The 18,732-nt window shown below is 63.2% G+C and carries 17 protein-coding genes; 13 read left to right on the top strand and 4 right to left on the bottom strand.

Translation table 11 applies throughout. The annotated features are described in order from the left end of the window. Positions 1 to 69: 69 nt before the first annotated feature. The gene (locus tag BM193_RS13645) at positions 70 to 1,068 is read right to left on the bottom strand and encodes a hypothetical protein (protein WP_139176049.1); all 999 of its coding nucleotides are present in this window, start codon (positions 1,066 to 1,068) and stop codon (positions 70 to 72) included. A 404-nt stretch (positions 1,069 to 1,472) separates the two neighbouring features. On the opposite strand from BM193_RS13645, the gene BM193_RS13640 reads away from it, so the two are divergent. Both BM193_RS13640 and BM193_RS13635 read left to right on the top strand, forming a co-directional pair. Then, positions 1,473 to 3,884 (top strand): TonB-dependent receptor plug domain-containing protein, encoded by a 2,412-nt coding sequence (locus BM193_RS13640; protein WP_217638420.1) that lies wholly within the window; start codon positions 1,473 to 1,475, stop codon positions 3,882 to 3,884. A gap of 15 nt (positions 3,885 to 3,899) precedes the next feature. Further along, the gene (locus BM193_RS13635) at positions 3,900 to 5,207 is read left to right on the top strand and encodes an aminotransferase class V-fold PLP-dependent enzyme (protein ID WP_092797165.1); all 1,308 of its coding nucleotides are present in this window, start codon (positions 3,900 to 3,902) and stop codon (positions 5,205 to 5,207) included. A 48-nt stretch (positions 5,208 to 5,255) separates the two neighbouring features. Here BM193_RS13635 and BM193_RS13630 read toward each other — a convergent pair whose 3' ends face one another. Then, the gene (locus tag BM193_RS13630; protein WP_092796570.1) at positions 5,256 to 6,458 is read right to left on the bottom strand and encodes a cytochrome-c peroxidase; all 1,203 of its coding nucleotides are present in this window, start codon (positions 6,456 to 6,458) and stop codon (positions 5,256 to 5,258) included. Between the two features lie 198 nt (positions 6,459 to 6,656). Beyond that, a complete protein-coding gene (locus tag BM193_RS13625) occupies positions 6,657 to 7,781 on the bottom strand; it encodes a M14 family metallopeptidase (RefSeq protein WP_092796568.1) in 1,125 nt (374 codons plus the stop codon). Between the two features lie 141 nt (positions 7,782 to 7,922). On the opposite strand from BM193_RS13625, the gene BM193_RS13620 reads away from it, so the two are divergent. Further along, positions 7,923 to 8,177 carry a hypothetical protein gene (locus tag BM193_RS13620; RefSeq protein ID WP_092796566.1) on the top strand — a complete coding sequence of 85 codons (255 nt, stop codon included), beginning with the start codon at positions 7,923 to 7,925 and terminating at the stop codon, positions 8,175 to 8,177. A gap of 86 nt (positions 8,178 to 8,263) precedes the next feature. Here BM193_RS13620 and paaX read toward each other — a convergent pair whose 3' ends face one another. Then, entirely contained in the window at positions 8,264 to 9,193 is a 930-nt protein-coding gene (paaX, locus tag BM193_RS13615; protein WP_092796564.1) for a phenylacetic acid degradation operon negative regulatory protein PaaX, read from the bottom strand. Between the two features lie 266 nt (positions 9,194 to 9,459). Here paaX and paaA point away from each other — a divergent pair, with 266 nt between their 5' ends. From paaA to pcaF, 10 genes are all read left to right on the top strand, one after another. Continuing rightward, the gene (paaA, locus tag BM193_RS13610) at positions 9,460 to 10,449 is read left to right on the top strand and encodes a 1,2-phenylacetyl-CoA epoxidase subunit PaaA (protein WP_092796562.1); all 990 of its coding nucleotides are present in this window, start codon (positions 9,460 to 9,462) and stop codon (positions 10,447 to 10,449) included. Positions 10,450 to 10,477: 28 nt separating this feature from the next. Continuing rightward, complete coding sequence (gene paaB, locus BM193_RS13605; RefSeq protein WP_034746356.1) at positions 10,478 to 10,762, top strand: 1,2-phenylacetyl-CoA epoxidase subunit PaaB; 285 nt, start codon at positions 10,478 to 10,480, stop codon at positions 10,760 to 10,762. After that, positions 10,762 to 11,529, top strand: a complete 768-nt coding sequence (gene paaC, locus BM193_RS13600; protein ID WP_302847637.1) for a 1,2-phenylacetyl-CoA epoxidase subunit PaaC — start codon at positions 10,762 to 10,764, stop codon at positions 11,527 to 11,529. Before paaB ends, paaC begins: the two co-directional genes overlap by 1 nt. Next, the gene (paaD, locus tag BM193_RS13595; RefSeq protein WP_092796558.1) at positions 11,529 to 12,062 is read left to right on the top strand and encodes a 1,2-phenylacetyl-CoA epoxidase subunit PaaD; all 534 of its coding nucleotides are present in this window, start codon (positions 11,529 to 11,531) and stop codon (positions 12,060 to 12,062) included. Before paaC ends, paaD begins: the two co-directional genes overlap by 1 nt. 40 nt (positions 12,063 to 12,102) lie before the next feature. Continuing rightward, positions 12,103 to 13,182 (top strand): 1,2-phenylacetyl-CoA epoxidase subunit PaaE, encoded by a 1,080-nt coding sequence (gene paaE, locus BM193_RS13590; RefSeq protein ID WP_092796556.1) that lies wholly within the window; start codon positions 12,103 to 12,105, stop codon positions 13,180 to 13,182. Between the two features lie 85 nt (positions 13,183 to 13,267). Further along, on the top strand, positions 13,268 to 14,059 hold the full coding sequence (gene paaG, locus BM193_RS13585) for a 2-(1,2-epoxy-1,2-dihydrophenyl)acetyl-CoA isomerase PaaG (RefSeq protein ID WP_092796554.1): 792 nt from the start codon (positions 13,268 to 13,270) through the stop codon (positions 14,057 to 14,059). Between the two features lies 1 nt (position 14,060). After that, on the top strand, positions 14,061 to 15,629 hold the full coding sequence (gene paaH, locus BM193_RS13580) for a 3-hydroxyacyl-CoA dehydrogenase PaaH (RefSeq protein WP_092796552.1): 1,569 nt from the start codon (positions 14,061 to 14,063) through the stop codon (positions 15,627 to 15,629). Between the two features lies 1 nt (position 15,630). Further along, positions 15,631 to 16,077 carry a hydroxyphenylacetyl-CoA thioesterase PaaI gene (gene paaI / locus BM193_RS13575; RefSeq protein ID WP_254786117.1) on the top strand — a complete coding sequence of 149 codons (447 nt, stop codon included), beginning with the start codon at positions 15,631 to 15,633 and terminating at the stop codon, positions 16,075 to 16,077. A gap of 68 nt (positions 16,078 to 16,145) precedes the next feature. Then, positions 16,146 to 17,474 (top strand): phenylacetate--CoA ligase PaaK, encoded by a 1,329-nt coding sequence (paaK, locus tag BM193_RS13570; protein WP_092796548.1) that lies wholly within the window; start codon positions 16,146 to 16,148, stop codon positions 17,472 to 17,474. Between the two features lie 22 nt (positions 17,475 to 17,496). Further along, positions 17,497 to 18,711 carry a 3-oxoadipyl-CoA thiolase gene (pcaF, locus tag BM193_RS13565; RefSeq protein ID WP_092796546.1) on the top strand — a complete coding sequence of 405 codons (1,215 nt, stop codon included), beginning with the start codon at positions 17,497 to 17,499 and terminating at the stop codon, positions 18,709 to 18,711. The last annotated feature ends 21 nt before the right edge of the window (positions 18,712 to 18,732 follow it).

Here is an 18,732-nt window from a genome sequence, read left to right as displayed (position 1 = left end):
AACCTGCCCTGAGTCGCCCCATCCTGCCGGCATGGTTGCAGGCAGGATGGGGGATACTACTTTACCGTCTTACGTCGATTTGACGTTGACGCACATCCACGCAATATTCGTGGCGTCCCAAGTGGCTTTCCAGTTAATCGTGGTCTGGTCCCTGCACGCTTGCTCGGATGCAAATTTGCTGTCCTGGTAGCGCTGGTAGACATAGCCGTCCAGCGGACGCCAAACGGCGCCGTACCAATAATTGTTGGCATCGACGGCGGTGCCCAGCTGTTCAATCGGCTTATTCAGGGCCGTGTTCTTGTAGTCGATGGCGACACTGCCATCCGGGTTGTAGAGTCGAATCCATGCGGAATTATTCTGCGTGCCCGCCGCATCGACCGGTATGCACATTCTCGTCTTGGCCGTGGACATGCTGCCAGGCATGCTCAGGCAGAAATAGGGATTCGGCGCACCCGCGGCAACTGACCACTCTACGTTGGTGAGCGTCGTGGCGCTTGGATCGCAGTAATTCGCGTATTTTCCCGCCTTGAAACCCTCGACATACGCCGACGTTTGGACACCCGAAAAATACGTGCCGGACGCATTGCTGAGAGTGGGCAAGGTATTGCTGCTTGTGACGGACATGCATGCCTTGTAGCCGGCATCGGCATAGCCGAGTGCCATACCGATGGGCTGCATATTCGCGTCCAGGTGCAGTTTCCAGGTGTTTCGGTATAGCAGCTTGCCGCTGGCATTACTACGCAACAGTGAAATGACTTTGACGGACGCTGCTTGCTGCGATACGCCATTGGTCACGAATGGCGCAGGCTGTCCGAATTCCTGACTGACGATCAAGGTTGCCATTCCCAGATAGCCATCATTGGATTCCAGATTCGTCATGGTCAGATCGCTGCCCAGGAATTTCTTTAATGCATCAGCTGCATTGATGGATGCCAGCACCGGTGCGGGTGGCACCACCGGTTTAGGATCCGGACTGCTGCCATTGCCGCCGTTACCACCGCCGCCACCGCCGCCACCGCAAGCGGCGAGCAAGCTGACAAGAGCGCACAATATGGTCTGTTTCTTCATCTTCACAACCTAATATAGCGACAAGAATGCGTGTCGTTGCGCCGCCGCATTATAGGGAGTGTTGATTGTAGGAAATCTATCGAATTGTCTCTTGCTTCGCTGCATGTCTCCTCTGAAACCGCTGCCATGCGGCTCTGTACGCCTGAATGAAATCCAGGATGCCTGGGTGAGGCAGCGTGCCGCTTGGCCCTGTCCCTTCGGCAATGTGCCTGCGGTATTGTCCCGCAGTGATCAGCACGTCATACGGGTGAAATATTGCCTTCGTATGATGTGGCCATCGGACGTTATCTGCGCAAATTAGATGCTTTTAATGTAAGTAAGCCGAACTTCGTGATATTTCATGCAAGATGCGAGTCTTGCAGTGACGCGTCGTTGTTGATCCAACCTGCCAAGCGACTTTCCCCATGACCTGTTCCCGTACCCGCATCGCCCGCGCGGTGGCCCTGATGTGTGCCATGACCGCCGTGTTCGCCAATCCTGCCCAAGCCCATGGCGAGGCGCCCGCCGCTCCCGCATCCGCCGGCGACTCCCTTGACGCCCCGCAAGCCGTGATCGTCACGGGCACGCGCGGCAGCAACCGCACGCAATTCGATACCATGGCGCCCGTGGATGTGTTCAACCGCGACGATATCGGCGCCGTCGAATCGTCGGACTTGAACGACGTGCTGGCGCAACTGGTTCCCTCGTATGTGGTCCAGCGTTTGCCGATGGCCGACGGGCAAGTCTTCGTGCGCCCGGCAACCTTGCGCGGCCTGTCGCCGGACCAGACCCTGGTGCTGGTCAATGGCAAGCGCTTCCATCGCAGCGCCCTGCTGGGCGCGCGCGGCGCGCAGGCGCCGGACCTGGCGCAGATTCCCGTCTCCGCCATCAAGCGCATCGAAGTGCTGCGCGATGGCGCCTCGGCGCAGTACGGTTCCGACGCGATCGCCGGCGTCATCAACATCATTCTCGACGACACGGTGGGCACGGAAATCGCCGTGCACCACTCGCAATATTCGGCAGGCGATGGCAAGGGCAATGAAGTCAACCTCAAGACGGGCTTTGCCTTTGGCGAGACGGGCAAGGCGACGCTTTTCGGCGCCCTGGCCCAGTCCGATCCCACCTCGCGCACGCGCCAGCGCGCCGACGCGATCGCCTTCCAGCAAGCGCATCCGGAACTGAAGGTGCCGAATCCCGTGCAGCGCTGGGGCCAGCCTGAACTCGACAGCAAGCGCGTGGGCTTCAATGCCAGCATGGCCCTGTCCGACACGACGGAACTGTATGGCTTCGGCCTGTTCAGCCGCAGCGACGGCACCTCGGATTTCAACTGGCGCAATCCGGACACCAGCACGGGCGCGTACAAGACCAGCAGCCTGTTCCCCGGCTGGGACTTGCGCAGCATCTATCCGCTCGGCTTCAGCCCCAGCTATTCGAACGAGCAGGATGATGCCCAGGTGGTGGCGGGCGTGCGCGGCCATGTCAACGACCGCTTCGGCTGGGACGTGAGCGCCTCCTGGGGCCGCAACCGCATCGATTACAAGCTGGCCAATTCCATCAATGCCTCGATGGGACCGGGCAGCCCGACGGCGTTCTACCTGGGCCAGTTGTCGCAGACGGAAAAGATCCTCAACGCCAACTTCAACTATGAATTGCCCGTGGCGTCCCTGCCGCAACCGGTCAACATCGCCTTCGGCGCCGAGGCGCGCAATGAAACCTATGGCGTGAAGGCGGGCGATGCGGCCTCCTACCTGGTGGGCCCTGGCGCGGCCATCGGCCTCGATGCGAACGCGAACGGCGCCCCCGGTTTCAGCGACCGCCAGGCCGGCAGCTGGGGCCAGGACAGCTATGCCGCCTACCTGGACGTGGAAGTGCCCGTCAGCAAGGCTTTGAGCCTGGGCGGGGCGGCCCGCTATGAACATTTCTCCGAGTTTGGCAGCACCGTCAACGGCAAGCTGTCGGCCCGCTACGCGCTGAGCGAAGACATGGCCTTGCGCGGCTCCTACTCGACCGGTTTCCGCGCGCCAACGCCAGGCCAGTCGAATACCAACAGCACGAATCAAGGTCTCGACACCAAGACCCTGCTGCTGTTTACCAGTGGCCGCTTGGCCAACAACGATCCGCTGGCCATGCTGCTGGGCGCCAAGGCCTTGAAGCCGGAAAAATCGAAAAACCTGTCGCTGGGTTTTACGTGGAAGACGCCGGCCGGCTTCTCCGGTTCCGTCGACGTGTATGACATCAAGGTCAGCGACCGCTTCAGCACGTCCGCCGCGTTTGCCGTGCCGGCCGGCGTGGCGAATCCGCTGCGCTACACCTCGGTCAGCTATTTCACGAATGACTTCGACACCACCACGCGCGGCATCGATGTCGTCGGCAGCCACCTGAGCCGCATCGGCGACGGCAAGCTGAACCTGACCCTGGCCTACAACTACAACACGACCAAAGTTGATGGCGGCAATTCCAGCCTGGTGACGAACCCGGCTCAGCGCCAGGTCTTCGAGGAACGCTTGCCGCGCCAGAAAGCCACCATCAGCGGCAACTATGATCTGGGCAACTGGAATACCCTGGCCCGCGTGCGCTACTACGGCGCCTGGACGGACAATTCCGGCAATGCCACGGGCGATATCTTCCAGCGCTTCGGCGCCATGCAATTTCTCGACCTGGCCGTCAGCTACAAGATCAGCGACAGGCAATCGATCCGCGCCGGCGTCGACAACGTGCTGGACAAATATCCTGACGAGGCAACCTTCCAGGCCAGCCGCGGTCTGATCTATTCGCGCAACGCGCCGTACGATACGGACGGCCGCAACCTGTACGTCGAATACAAAGTGAAATTCTAGGGGACTATGTTGAACATGAATCCACAACGCCGCGCCTTGCTGCGCGCGGGATCGCTGGCGGCGGCGCTGCCTTTCTCGGCAGGGGCCACCGGTGCGGCCGATGCAGTGCAGGCGCTGCCATTGCCGGCGGTGCCGTCCGGCGCCACGCCAGAAATACTCGCCAGCAACCAGGCCTACTGGCAGGCGGTGGCCGCGCAGTACGATCAGCCCACGGACGTGCTGCAGCTCGACAATGCCTTCTGGGGTTCGATGGCCCGGCCCGTGCTGGCGCATTACGAGCAGCAACTGGCGATGGTCAACCGCGACAACGCCTGGTATGCGCGCATGCGCTTTCCCGCCGACTTCGAGGCGGCGCGCGCGGCGGCGGCCAGGGCGCTGGGCGTGGCCACCGATGAAATCGTGTTGACGCGGGGCGCCACGGAAGCGCTGCAAGTGCTGCTCGCCGGCTACAACCGCCTGCGGCCCGGCGACACGGTGCTGTACGCGGATATCGACTACGACAACATGATCACCGTCACGCGCTGGCTGCAGCAGCGGCGCGGCGCCGAGGTCGTCAACATCGCCATGCCGGAACCATTTACGCATGAGAATGTCATCGCGGCCTATACCACCGCCATGGCGCGCCATCCGAAGCTGAAGCTGATGCTGCTCACGCACGTCAACCACCGCAACGGCATGGTCTTGCCCGTGGCGGACATCAGCCGCCTGGCGCGCGCACGGGGCATCGATGTGATCGTCGATACGGCACACGGCTTTGGCCAGCTGGACATGACGATCCCGGACCTGCAGGCCGATTTTGCCGGCATCAACCTGCACAAATGGATAGGCGCGCCCGTGGGCGTGGGCGCCGCCTACATCAAGCGGGGCAGGGTGGCCGATATCGATCCCTGGCTGGGCGAAAAGATCGGCGACGATATCCGTACGCGCGTGCACACGGGCACGCTCAACTTCGCCGCCTACCTGAGCTTGCCGAAGGCGCTGGAATTGCATGCGCAGATCGGCGTGGCCAACAAGCAGGCGCGGCTGCGGTTGCTGCGCAACCGCTGGGTGGACGCGGCGCGCGCCATCGATGGCATCGAGGTGCTGGCGTCCAGCGATCCGCGTTTGACGAGCGCCATCGCCTCGTTCCGGTTGAAGGGCAAGAGCAGCGTGGCCGACAGTTATGCCTTGTCGAAACAGCTGGTGCAGCGGCACGGCATCTTTGCCGTGCCGCGCGATGGCCTCGCGTCGGGTGCCTGCGTGCGCGTGACGCCGGGCATCTTTACGCCGGAGTCGCACCTGGACCGGCTGGTGGAGGCCTTGCATGACGTCGCACGCGGCTGACTGCCGGTGAGACGGTGGGGCGCGCCAGCGATGGCGTGCCCCCTGGCATCATTGCTGCACCTGGTAGCCATCCGTCAGGGTCGCCAGGAATTTCACCATATCCTCGATTTCGCCCGCCGTCAGGGCGGGCGCCATGCCGCGCCTGCGGTCGAATGGCGCCTCCGTGGTGTTGACGTTGGCGCGATAGCGGGCCGGTACGTCGTTGAATTTCTGCACTTTCCCCCGCTTGTCGCGCGGATACCATTCTTGCGGATGCGTATCGCGCCGCACGTAGAAACGCAGGGCATCCGTCAGCTTGTCGAACACGCCGTTATGGAAAAATACCTGGCGCGTGGCGACATTGCGCAGGCTGGGCACCTTGAAGGCGCCGCACAGCGCGCCTTTGCCGGCCAGGTCGGTGCGGTCGGGGCCGCACAAGCCCAGGTCGAAATACGCCGCATCGGCGGTGGCGGGGATGCGCGCATTGCGTGGCACGCCCAGGTTGTCATAGCTGAAATCCGTGAATAACGGCGGCGCGCCCCGTTCTCCCCGCACGCTGGGATGGCAGGCGGCGCAATTGCCCTTGCGCTCATCGTTGAACAGGGCCAGCCCCCGTAATTCCGCCAGGTCCAGCGGAACCTTGTTGGCCAGGTAGAGGTCATACTTGGAGTCGTAGCGGTGGAAGTCCGGCTCCTCCTGCTGATACTGCTGCAAGGCATGGGTCAGGCGGCGGAATGCCTGTTGCGGCTTGGCAAAGATGGCGTCGCCAAATACCTGGCGGAACTGCGCCGCATAGGGGCTGCGGCCGAGCTTTTCGACCACCTCGTCCGTGCTGGCGTTGGCCATTTCGTGCGGCGCCAGGAAGGGCCGCTCGGCCTGTTCCGCCAGGCTGGCGGCGCGGCCGTCGCGGTTGATGCCACCGTTGGGCGCGCCTTCCTCGTCAAAGCGGAAAGCTGGCGTGTGTTCCAGGTAGCGCAAGGAGGGCGTGGCACGGTAGCCGGCCATGTTGCCATCGGCGCCGCCCAGTTGCACGGCCAGTCCGTTGCCAGGCGCGTAGGCATGGGCGGGGTCGTGGCAGCTGGCGCAGGAGAGTCTGCCCGACGCCGACAGGCTGGCATCGAAAAAAATCTGTCGCCCCAGCTGCGCGGCCGGGCTGAGTTCCGCCGCCAGGCACAGGGCGCCATGCAGGCTGGCAACGGCACATATGCACACGTGTGCAAACTGGGTCCTGAAAAAGTGCGCCACGGCGCCGGGCTGGTCTTGGCTGGTCATAGGCTGGATGGGTTGTTGGCAAGGGGGAACACAGGAATGCTGGGGCCAGTATAGGCAGCAATGGGCGGCATGGCAACGCTTTATGATGTTGCGCTGCGCAAGAAGCAGGCAGGCAAACTTGCCGGGAAACAGCCGGCGGCAGGGCGCCGCCGGCGCGGCTCGTCACGTCATGCGTGATGGGCCGGTGTCATGCGCGGATCAGGCGCGCAGGGTCGCCAGGATCGGTTGCAGCACGGCCGCGCCCAGGGCGGCGCTGCGGGCACCGCTCCAGCCCGTTTGCGGGTCGGGATCGTTGGCGTTGTCCTTGAATGGCAGTTCCAGCGTCAGCGACAGGCAGCCGAAGGCGTGCGTGATGTGCGGCGAACCCATGGTCAGCACTTCCGGCGTGAACGGGCCGTCTTCATAGCCGTACACATCCTGGAAGTCGGGGCTGGCTACCTTGAAGTCGGCGATGAAGCGGTCTTGCTCGGCCTTTTGCGCCGGCGTGAAGTTTTCCAGCGCATCGCTGCCAGCAACGAAGACATACGGCAAACCTTCGTCGCCATGCACGTCGAGGAACAGGTCGCAGCCGATTTCATGCATCTTCTGTTTCACCAGGAACACTTCCGGGCTGCGCTCCATCGTCGGCGTCATCCATTCGCGGTTCAGGTTGGCGCCGGCCGCGTTGGTGCGCAGGTTGCCATGCACGGAACCGTCCGGGTTCATGTTCGGCACCACATAGAAAACGGCGTCCTGCAGGCACTGGCGGGCAAACGGGTTGGCCTGGTCCAGCAGCGCTTCGAGCATGCCTTCGACAAACCATTCCGCCATCGTTTCACCGGGATGCTGGCGCGCGATGACCCAGACTTTTTTCTCCGCATCGGCGTCGCCGACGACCAGCAGGTTCATGTCGCGGCCTTCGACGGTGCTGCCCAGGTCCAGCAGGCGCACCAGCGGCGACGCTTGCGCGCTGTCGATCAGGGCCAGGTGGCGGTCCCATGGGTACGGCTCGAAGTAGGCGTAGTACACGCTTTCCTCTTCCGGCGTGTGTTCGATGGTCATCACCGTGCCGTCGTAGCTGGTCGGCACGCGGAACCACGTTTCGCGGTCATAGCTGGCCACCGCCTGGTAATCCTTCCAGCCGTCCGGATAGGCCGACTTGCCCGCGTTCATGAAGCGGATCGTGCACGCCTCGCCTTGCGCGCCCTGCAGGCGGAAGTAAAACCACTGCGTGATGTCGGCGTGGGAATCCTTGCGGATGTTCAGCTCGATGGAGTGGGCATCGTCGGCGCGCAGCACCTCGATCGCGCCGGCGTCGAATTGCTGGCTGATTTTAATGGTCATGAGTGTTCCTGATAAAAACGTATGGGTTTTGCATCGTGTGCAATGGCGCGATGATACCCGTTTTAGCCGCGCCTTTGTGCTGGCGCAAACGACGCAGGGCATGCTTTGCTAACGTGATAGCTTGAACACGGGGAGAGCATCATGGACGACAACGGCAACCACATACGCGAGCTGGAAAAAAAAGTCAGCGCCCTCAGCGACGCTCTGGCGCACCTGGGCAAGGGCACCACCTTGCAGGAATTGCTGCGCATCATACGTTTCCCCGGCTATACCACGCCGGCCGAATTCACCTTCAATGTCGCCATCCTCGACACCATGCTGGTGCAGGTCAACGCGCTGGAAAAGCTGGGGCAGGATTTGCTGGCAGGCGCCAAGCAAGTGGTGGTGAAACAGTAGCTTGAGGTGGGTTTAGTCTCTTACCCTAAACGCAAAGGCTGGGGTCGGACCCTCAAGGGTCCGACCCCGGTACTACGCCGTTGGGTTCAGGTATTAAGTCCGCCAAAACGCTCGTAGAACCACGGCTCCACGTCCGGCGCGTGCTCGTCCTCGCGCCGCAGGGTGGCCAGGATGTGTTCCTCGGCCGCCGCATACGTGATGCGGTACAGGTCGCGGGCCAGGGCGTAGGCCTGCGTGCCCGGCCACGGTTCGGGCAGCAGTTCGACAGGCAGTTGCGGGTCGTGCAACTGCACGCGGCGGTAGGCGTGCGTCAGCAGCGAGCGGATGACGAACGCCTGCTCCGCATCGAACACGGGTTCTTCCTGCAACACGGTCAACAGGGGCTGGAAGCTGGCGATGAATTTTTCGTAGCCGGCCATCACTTCCGACAGATCCCAGCATTCGCCCACCATGTCGCGCAGCGGACGCGTGCTGACGCCCGGCAACTCGGTTGTGTGGCAGACATACAGCTTGCCCTGTACCTCGTTGCGCGCGAGGATGTCTTCCAGCGTTTCCGCATTGCTGGCCGGGTGGCCGAAGATGCCGGGAGAAATCAAGCCATAGCCGGCCCACAATAATTCCTTGCGCAGCGCGCCACGCTCGGCCGCGCCGATGCTGCCGGCCGGGCCGATCACCAGGGTCCAGCTGCCATCCCAGTGCACCACCAGCGGCGCGTAGATGCGGCGGTAGGCGCGCTCGAAGCGGGCCAGCGCCTCCGGACGGATCGTGTAGGCGCTGCGGCGGCCATCCCTTTGCGAGCTGAGCCAGCCTTCCTGCGCCAGGCGGAACACGCTGGTGCGCAATAGCCGGTCATTCACCCCGAACGGCGCCAGCAGTTCGATCAGGCTGCCCAGCCAGATGGCGCCGCCGCGCGGCACGATGGCGTCGCCAAAAATCGTCATCACCAGGGACTTCGAGCGCGGTGGGTCGCTTTCCAGGAAATCGGCTATCCATGCCGTGCAGCGGGTGTTCTTCATGTGGTTCCGGTCTGGCCGTGTTGCGGTCGATTCAATAAAAGCAGCAGTTTACTTGGCTGCGCGGGTAGCGCGGCAATAATTTGCCGGGACGCTGGTGGCGTCCGCTGGGTGTTTTCTCATAAGCAATATCATACGCACAAAAAAGCGGCACAAGATACGAAATTTTAAAATGATTCACATCAAGTGTATGCAAATCGTTTTTTGTATCGTATTATCTGTTCATCGCGCTGCGCTGCTGCGCACATCACCGACATGGGAGACACATCATGTACGCACAAATGGTTGAAACCGGCCTCAAGAATGTCCGCTCCATCGACGACATGGGCCAGGAAGAACGCGCTTTCCAGGCGCGCATCGACGAAGGCATCAAGATCGAGGCCAAGGACTGGATGCCGGACGCCTACCGCAAGACCTTGATCCGCCAGATTTCGCAGCACGCGCACTCGGAAATCGTTGGCCAGTTGCCAGAAGGTAACTGGGTCACGCGCGCCCCGACCCTGAAACGCAAATCGATCCTGCTGGCGAAGATCCAGGATGAAGCAGGCCATGGCCTGTATCTGTATAGCGCCGCGGAAACCCTGGGCGTGTCGCGCGATGACTTGCTGGCCGCCTTGCACTCGGGCAAAGCCAAGTATTCCAGCATCTTCAACTATCCCACCCTGTCGTGGGCCGACATGGGCGCCATCGGCTGGCTGGTCGACGGTTCCGCCATCATCAACCAGATTCCCCTGTGCCGCTGCTCGTATGGCCCGTATGCGCGCGCCATGATCCGCGTCTGCAAGGAAGAATCGTTCCATGCGCGCCAGGGCTACGACATCATGATGTCGCTGTGCAAGGGCACACCGGCGCAGAAAGCCATGGCGCAGGATGCCTTGAACCGCTGGTGGTGGCCATCCTTGATGATGTTCGGCCCGTCCGACGCCGCCTCCGTCAACAGCGCCCAGTCGGCGCAATGGCGCATCAAGCTGTTCTCGAATGACGAATTGCGCCAGCGCATGGTCGACCAGACCGTGCCGCAAATCGAATACCTGGGCCTGACCGTGCCCGATCCCGACCTGACATTCAACGCCGAAACGGGCCACTATGAATTCGGCGAGATCGACTGGTCCGAGTTCAACAATGTCCTGAAGGGCAATGGCCCGTGCAACCGCGAGCGTTTGCAAACGCGCGTGAAGGCGTATGAAGACGGCGCGTGGTTCCGCGATGCATTGGTCGCGTATGCAGACAAGCAAGCCGCTAACAAAGCGGCAGCGTAAACAGACAAGACAGATAGGGGAGAGCAACATGAGCAAAGAATGGCCATTGTGGGAAGTTTTCATCCGCAGCCAGCACGGCCTGGCGCACAAGCATGTGGGCAGCCTGCACGCTTCCGACGCCACCATGGCGGTCAACCATGCGCGCGACGTCTATACGCGCCGCAATGAAGGCGTGAGCATCTGGGTGGTGCGCGCGGCCGATATCGTCGCCAGCAGCCCCGGCGACAAGGGCGCCCTGTTCGAACCGTCGAACAGCAAGGTGTACCGCCATCCCACCTTCTTCCCGATGCCGGAAGAAGTCAAGAACCTGTGATGGGAGCGCCTGCAATGGATGACAAGGTCAACTACCTTTTGCGCCTGGGCGACAACGCCCTGATCCTCAGCCAGCAGCTGTCGCAGCTGTGCGGCAAGGGGCCGGCGCTGGAAGAAGACATGGCGCTGACCAACGTGGCGCTCGATTTGCTGGGCCAGACGCGCCTGTGGTTCAGCTATGCGGCCGAACTGGAAAACGCGGGCCGCGACGAGGACGACATCGCCTTTTTGCGCGACGCCCACGATTTCAAGAACTGCCTGCTGGTCGAGCAGCCGAACGGCAATTATGCCGACACCATGATGCGCCAGTTCTTTTTCGATAGCTGGCACTACTTCCAGCTGCTGGAATTGGCGAAATCGACTGATGCGCGCATCGTCGAAGTGGCGCAAAAATCGATCAAGGAAGTCACGTACCACCTGCGCCGCAGCGGCGACCTGGTCGTGCGCCTCGGCGACGGCACGGCGGACAGCCACGCGAAGACGCAGGCCGCCGCCGACAAGCTGTGGATGTATACGGGCGAGATGTTCAAGTACGACGCCGTCGACCAGGCCATGGTCGCCGCCGGCATCGCGCCGCCATCGGATATCCTGCGCCAGGCCTTCCTCGAACACGTGGCCGAGATCTTCGCCGAAGCGACATTGACCATGCCGGCGCCCGACGCCTGGATGCAAAAGGGCGGCAAGCAGGGCACGCATACGGAACACCTGGGCTTTATCCTGGCCGAGATGCAGTTCCTGCAGCGCGCCTATCCCGGGGCGGAGTGGTAATGAACACGGCCGCTGGCGCCGCCGCGCTGGATGCCGCCCAGGTATGGGCCTGGCTGGGCGACGTGCCCGACCCGGAAATTCCCGTCATTTCGGTGGTGGACCTGGGCATCGTGCGCGCCGTCGACGTCACGGCGGGCGACGCCTGCACCGTGACGATCACGCCCACGTATTCGGGCTGCCCGGCCATGCAGGTGATCGCCGACGCCGTCACGGAGGCCTTGCGCAGCCATGGCGTGGCCAAGGTGACTCTGGTGAGCCAGCTGTCGCCCGCCTGGACCACGGACTGGATGAGCGAGACGGGCAAGGCCAAGCTGAAAGGCTATGGCATCGCCCCGCCGCAGCAGCAGGTGATCGACATCAGCGGCTTGCGTGGTGGAGTGAAACGGCAACCGATGCCCAAGCTGGACGTGATCTGCCCGAACTGCGGTTCGACGCATACGCAGCTGACCAGCCAGTTCGGCTCCACGCCGTGCAAGGCCCTGTACAAATGCATCGATTGCCGCGAACCGTTTGATTACTTCAAGTGCCACTAAAAAAACCAGGCACACGTTCCGAAGAAACTGGAGATGAAGCATGAGTAAATTTTATCCGCTGTCCGTGGCCAACGTGCGCAACGAAACGCGCGACACCATCGCCGTCACGTTCGACGTGCCGGCGGAGCTGCAGCAGCAGTTCCGCTTCCAGCAGGGCCAGCACCTGACCCTGCGCGCCCACATCAATGCCGAAGACGTGCGCCGCTCGTATTCCATCTGTTCCGCGGTGCAGGACGGCAGCCTGCGCGTGGCCATCAAGCGCACGCCGGGCGGCGCCTTTTCCACCTGGGCGAATGACACCTTGAAAGCCGGCGCCACCATCGACGTGATGCCGCCCATGGGCCACTTCAATGTGCCGCTCGACTGCGTCAACCGCAAGCACTACCTGGCATTCGCCGCCGGCAGCGGCATCACGCCCATCCTCTCGATCATCAAGACGACCTTGCTGGCGGAGCCCCTGAGCCGCTTCACCCTGTTCTATGGCAACCGCGCCTCGTCCTCCGTCATCTTCAAGGAAGAATTGACGGATTTGAAGGATGTGTACCTGGAGCGCCTGAATCTCGTCTACGTGATGAGCCGCGAGCAGCAGGACATCGAATTGTTCAACGGCCGCATCACGCAGGAAAAATGCGAACAGTTCCTGCAGCACTGGATCAAGGTCGAAGACTACGACAACGCGTTTATTTGCGGCCCGGAAGACATGATGCTGGGCGTGTCCGCCGCCCTGCAGGCGGCCGGCATGCCCAAGCAGAACATCAAGATCGAACTGTTCGCCGCCAGCATCCCGAAAAACGCCCACAAGCCGCGCGCCCAGCTGGCGGCCGATGCCGTGCAGGAAACGGAAGTGACCGTCATCATGGACGGCAACCACACCACCTTCACGATGGACAAGGACAAGGAATCCATCCTCGACGCGGGTCTGCGCCAAGGCATCGACATGCGCTACTCGTGCAAGGGCGGCGTATGCTCCACCTGCCGCTGCAAGATCCTCGACGGCAAAGTCGAAATGGACGTCAACTACGCGCTGGAAGACTACGAAGTGGCGCGCGGCTTTGTGCTCAGTTGCCAGAGTTTTCCGGTTACTGACAAAGTCGTGGTGGACTTTGACCAAGCCGAATAACCCAACTGCCACTGCCGGGGTCAGACCCGCCGGGTCTGACCCCAGATTTCCGCTGCGGGCCAATAAATAAAAATAGCGAGACGCCATGACCTATCAAAACATCCTCTTCACCATCGAGCAGGGCATCGCCACGCTGACCCTGAACCGTCCCGACAAGCTCAATAGCTTTACGCAAGCCATGCACGAGGAAGTGCGCGACGCCATCTCAAAGGTCAACGCCGACAGCAGCGTGCGCGTCTTCGTGCTGACGGGCGCGGGCCGCGGCTTTTGCGCGGGCCAGGATCTGTCCGACCGCGCCGTGGAGCCAGGTTCGCAGGGCGTGGATCTGGGCGAATCGGTGGAAAAAAACTATGCGCCGCTGGTGCTGGCCTTGAAAGCCCTGGCTATGCCCGTGATCTGCGCCGTCAACGGCGTGGCCGCCGGCGCGGGCGCCAACCTGGCGCTGGCCTGCGACATCGTCATCGCCGGCAAGTCGGCCAGCTTCGTGGAAGTGTTCTGCAAGCTGGGCCTGATCCCGGACACGGGCGGCACCTTCTTCCTGCCGCGTCTGATCGGTTCCGCGCGCGCCATGGGCCTGGCCATGCTGGGTGAAAAACTGACGGCCGAAAAAGCGGAAGACTGGGGCCTGATCTGGAAATGCGTCGAGGATGCCCAGCTGGCCGAGGAAACCCGCAAGCTGGCCGTGCACTTTTCCACGGCGCCGACCAAGGGCCTGGCCTACGCCAAGCAGGCGCTGGCCGCCAGCGGTGCGAATACCCTGCCGCAGCAGCTGGCGCTGGAAGCGCGCATGATGAGCGATCTCGGTAACAGCGACGATTACCGCGAAGGCGTCGCCGCCTTCATGGAAAAGCGCGCACCGCAATTCAAGGGACACTGATATGGCAGCTTTGGACAACAACAGTATCGTCGCCGTCATCGGCAGCGGCGCCATGGGCGCCGGCATCGCGCAGGTGGCCGCCGCCGCCGGCTACCGAGTCAAGCTGTACGACACGCGCGCGGAAGCCGTCAGCAAGGCTTTGCTCGATATCGGCAAGATGTATGCGAAGCTGGCCGAAAAGGGTCGCATGAGCGTTGACGAAGCGGCCGCCGCCACGGCGCGCCTGCAGGCGGCCGGCAGCCTGGCCGATGTCAGCGATTGCGCCCTGGTGGTGGAAGCCATCGTGGAAAACCTCGACGTCAAGCGCGGCCTGTTCGCCGAACTCGAAGCCTTGGTGGCCGACGACTGCATCCTGGCGACGAATACCTCGTCGATCTCCGTGACGGCCATCGCCGCCAAGCTGCGCCGCCCGGAACGCCTGGTCGGCATGCATTTCTTTAATCCCGTGCCCCTGATGGCGCTGGTGGAAGTGATCAGTGGGCTGGCCACCAGCGAGCAGGTCGCCGCCACCGTCTACGACACCTCGATCGCCTGGGGCAAGAATCCCGTGCATGCGAAATCGACGCCAGGCTTCATCGTCAACCGGGTCGCCCGTCCCTTCTATGCGGAAGGCTGGCGCTTGCTGAATGAACAGGCGGGCGATGCCGCCACCATCGATGCCGTGCTGCGCGACGCGGGCGGTTTCCGCATGGGCCCATTCGAACTGATGGACCTGATCGGCCACGACGTGAATTTCTCCGTCACCCAGTCCGTGTTCGGTGCCTATTTCAACGACCCGCGCTTCACGCCGTCGGTGCTGCAGCAGGAAATGGTCAACGCGGGATTCCTCGGCCGCAAATCGGGCCGCGGTTTTTACCCCTATGGCGAAGGTGCGCCTGCCCCTGTCGCGCAGGCGGAAGGCGCGCAGCTGAAGCCGGAATTCGTCGCCCTGTCGGCCGCCATCGGCGGCGACGGGCGGGGCCACAGCGGCATCATCCGCAGCCTGGTGCAGCGCCTGGAGCAGGCCGGCATCACCGTCAGCCGCCGCGTCATGCAGGAAGGCCAGGCGCATGACGAGGCGCCAGCCCTGCATTGCAACGGTGCCGCGATCTATCTGACCGATGGGCGCAGCGCCACCCAGCGCGCGCACGACAACCAGCATCCGGACACGGTGCTGTTCGACCTGGCGCTCGATTACGCCGGTGCCAAACGCATCGCCGTGGCCCGCGCTGACCAGTGCGGCGACGCCGCCTACGCGGCCGTCGTCGGCCTGTTCCAGGCGGCCGGCTTCATCGTCACGCGCCTGGACGACGTGCCTGGCCTGGCCGTCATGCGCACGGTGGCCATGCTGGCCAACGAGGCGGCCGACGCCGTCAACCAGGGCGTGTGCACGGTGGCCGCCGTCGATATCGCCATGCAGAAGGGCGTCAATTATCCGCGCGGGCCGCTGGCCTGGGCCGACCAGGTGGGCATCCCCCACATCGTCACCGTGCTGCACCACCTGGCGCAGGGCTACGGCGAAGATCGCTACCGGGTCTCGCCGCTGCTGCGCCGCAAACTCGCCAATGGAGCAAGCTTTCATGCCGAATGATATGTCAGACAAGAACCACAAGCTGAGCGCGCAAGCGCTGGCCGAAGCGGCCGCCGCCTCCATGCTGTCGCGCGACAACGCCACCGCCGCCATGGGCATCGCCCTGGCCGCCGTGGGCCCCGGCCATGCGTGCATGACCATGACGGTGCGCGCCGACATGCTCAATGGCCACCAGACCTGCCATGGCGGTTTCATTTTTGCCCTGGCCGACAGCGCCTTCGCCTTTGCCTGCAACAGCTACAACATGAATACCGTGGGCGCCGGCTGCACCATCGACTACCTGGCGCCGGGCCGTGAGGGCGACGTGCTGACGGCGCACGCCGTCGAACAGGCGCTGGCGGGCAAGAGCGGCGTCTATGACGTCAAGGTCAGCAACCAGGAAGGCCGCGCCATCGCGCTCTTCCGTGGCAAGTCGATCCGCGTGGCGGGTGAAGTCATCAGCAATTAAAGATACAAGAGCAGGCTTGAACTGCCGGAACGATTTACATAGTGATAGAACCGAATCAGGAGACAGAGATGGTCCAGAGAACCCCAGCACCGAATGACCTCGAGCCGATCGAGCGCGCCAGCAAGGATGAACTGCAGGCACTGCAGCTCGAACGCATGCAATGGTCGCTCAAGCACGCGTATGACAACGTGCCCCATTACCGCGCCGCTTTTGATGAAGCGGGCGTGCATCCGGACGACCTCAAATCCCTGTCCGACCTGTCGAAATTCCCGTTCACCGATAAAAAGGTCTTGCGCGACAATTACCCGTTCGGCCTGTTCGCCGTGCCGCGCGAGCAGGTGGTGCGCATCCACGCATCGAGCGGCACCACGGGCAAGGCCACGGTGGTTGGCTACACGCAGAACGACATCGACACCTGGGCCAACGTGGTGGCGCGCTCGATCCGCGCGGGCGGCGGCCGCGCCGGCGACATGGTGCATATCTCCTATGGCTACGGCCTGTTTACGGGCGGCCTGGGCGCGCACTACGGCGCCGAGCGCCTGGGCTGCACGGTCATTCCGATGTCCGGCGGCCAGACGGAAAAGCAGGTGCAGCTGATCCAGGATTTCAAGCCATCGATCATCATGGTCACGCCGTCCTACATGCTCAACATCATCGAGGAATTCACGCGTCAGGGCCTGGACCCGGCGGAATCGTCGCTGAAAGTGGGCATCTTCGGCGCCGAACCGTGGACGGACGCCATGCGTTCGGAAATCGAGGCGCGCGCCGGCATCGACGCGGTCGACATCTACGGCCTGTCCGAAGTGATGGGCCCTGGCGTGGCGTCCGAATGCATCGAGAGCAAGGACGGCCCCGTCATCTGGGAAGACCATTTTTACCCGGAGATCATCGATCCGGAAACAGGCGAAGTGCTGCCGGACGGCGAAGAGGGCGAACTGGTGTTTACGTCGCTGTCGAAGGAGGCGCTGCCCATCATCCGCTACCGCACGCGCGACCTGACCCGCTTGCTGCCACCGACCTCACGCTCGATGCGCCGCATCGGCAAGATCACGGGCCGTTCGGACGACATGCTGATCATCCGCGGCGTGAACGTCTTCCCCACGCAGATCGAGGAACTGATCCTCAAGATGCCGCGCCTGTCGCCGCAATACCAGCTGGTGGTCACGCGCGACGGCCACCTGGACAAGCTCGAAGTGGTGGCCGAACTGCGCATCGATCTGACATCCACCATCTCGGCCAGCGAGACGGACGCCCTGGCGCGCGAGCTGGAACACCGCATCAAGACGCACGTGGGCGTGAGCACGCGCGTGCGCCTGGTGGCCGCATCCGGCATTGAACGCACCCTGACGGGCAAGGCCCGCCGCGTGATCGACCAGCGCCCGAAGATTTTCTCCTGATAGCCCGAACAAGGAAGCAAACATGAACGAAGCCTTTATCTGTGACGCCGTACGCACTCCCTTCGGCCGCTATGGCGGCGCGCTCTCCAGCGTGCGCGCCGACGACCTGGGCGCGCTGCCGATCGCCGCGCTGATCGCCCGCAATCCCTCCGTCGACTGGTCCGCCATCGACGATGTGTTCTATGGCTGCGCCAACCAGGCGGGCGAGGACAACCGCAACGTGGGCCGCATGGCCGCGCTGCTGGCCGGCTTGCCGGCCGACGTGCCAGCCAATACCATCAACCGCCTGTGCGGCTCCAGCCTGGACGCCGTGGGTCTCGCTGCCCGCTCCATCAAGGCGGGCGAGGCGGAACTGATCATCGCCGGCGGCGTGGAAAGCATGACGCGCGCGCCTTTCGTGATGGGCAAGGCCGACAGCGCCTTCTCGCGCGCGGCGAAAATCGAAGACACGACCCTGGGCTGGCGTTTCGTGAACGGCAAGATGAAGGCGCAGTACGGCATCGACACCATGCCGGAAACGGCGGAAAACGTGGCCGTGGAATTTGGCATCAGCCGCGCCGACCAGGATGCCCTGGCCTTGCGCAGCCAGCAGCGCTGGGCCGCCGCCCACGCGGCCGGCGTGTTCGAGCGCGAAATCGTGCCTGTCGCCGTGCCGCAAAAAAAAGGCGAGCCGAAGATGGTCACCAGCGACGAGCATCCGCGCCCGGACACCTCGCTGGAAATGCTGGCCAAACTGAAAGGCGTGGTGAAGCCCGATGGCAGCGTCACGGCCGGCAATGCCTCGGGCTTGAATGATGGCGCCTGCGCCATCCTGCTGGCTTCCGCCGCCGCCGTGGACAAATATAAACTGACGCCGCGCGCAAAAGTGCTGGGCATGGCCACGGCCGGCCTGGCGCCGCGCATCATGGGCTTTGGCCCGTCGCCAGCCTCGCGCAAGGTGCTGGCGCAGACCGGCCTCACCATCGAGCAGATGGACGTGATCGAACTCAATGAGGCGTTTGCCGCGCAGGCGCTGGCCGTCACGCGCGACCTGGGCCTGGCTGACGATGCCGCCCACGTGAACCCGAATGGCGGCGCGATCGCCATCGGCCACCCGCTGGGCGCATCGGGCGCGCGCCTGGTGATGGCGGCGCTGAACCAGCTGGAACGCACGGGCGGGCGCTATGCGCTGTGCACCATGTGCATCGGCGTGGGGCAGGGGATCGCCGTGGTGATTGAACGCGTATCAAAGCAGTAGATAGTTAAATAATAAAAAACC

The sequence above is a fragment of the Janthinobacterium sp. 344 genome, from assembly GCF_900112025.1.
Classification (GTDB): domain Bacteria; phylum Pseudomonadota; class Gammaproteobacteria; order Burkholderiales; family Burkholderiaceae_D; genus Janthinobacterium.
Note: the sequence above shows the minus strand (reverse complement) of the source record. Positions and strands in the feature narration are given on the sequence as shown.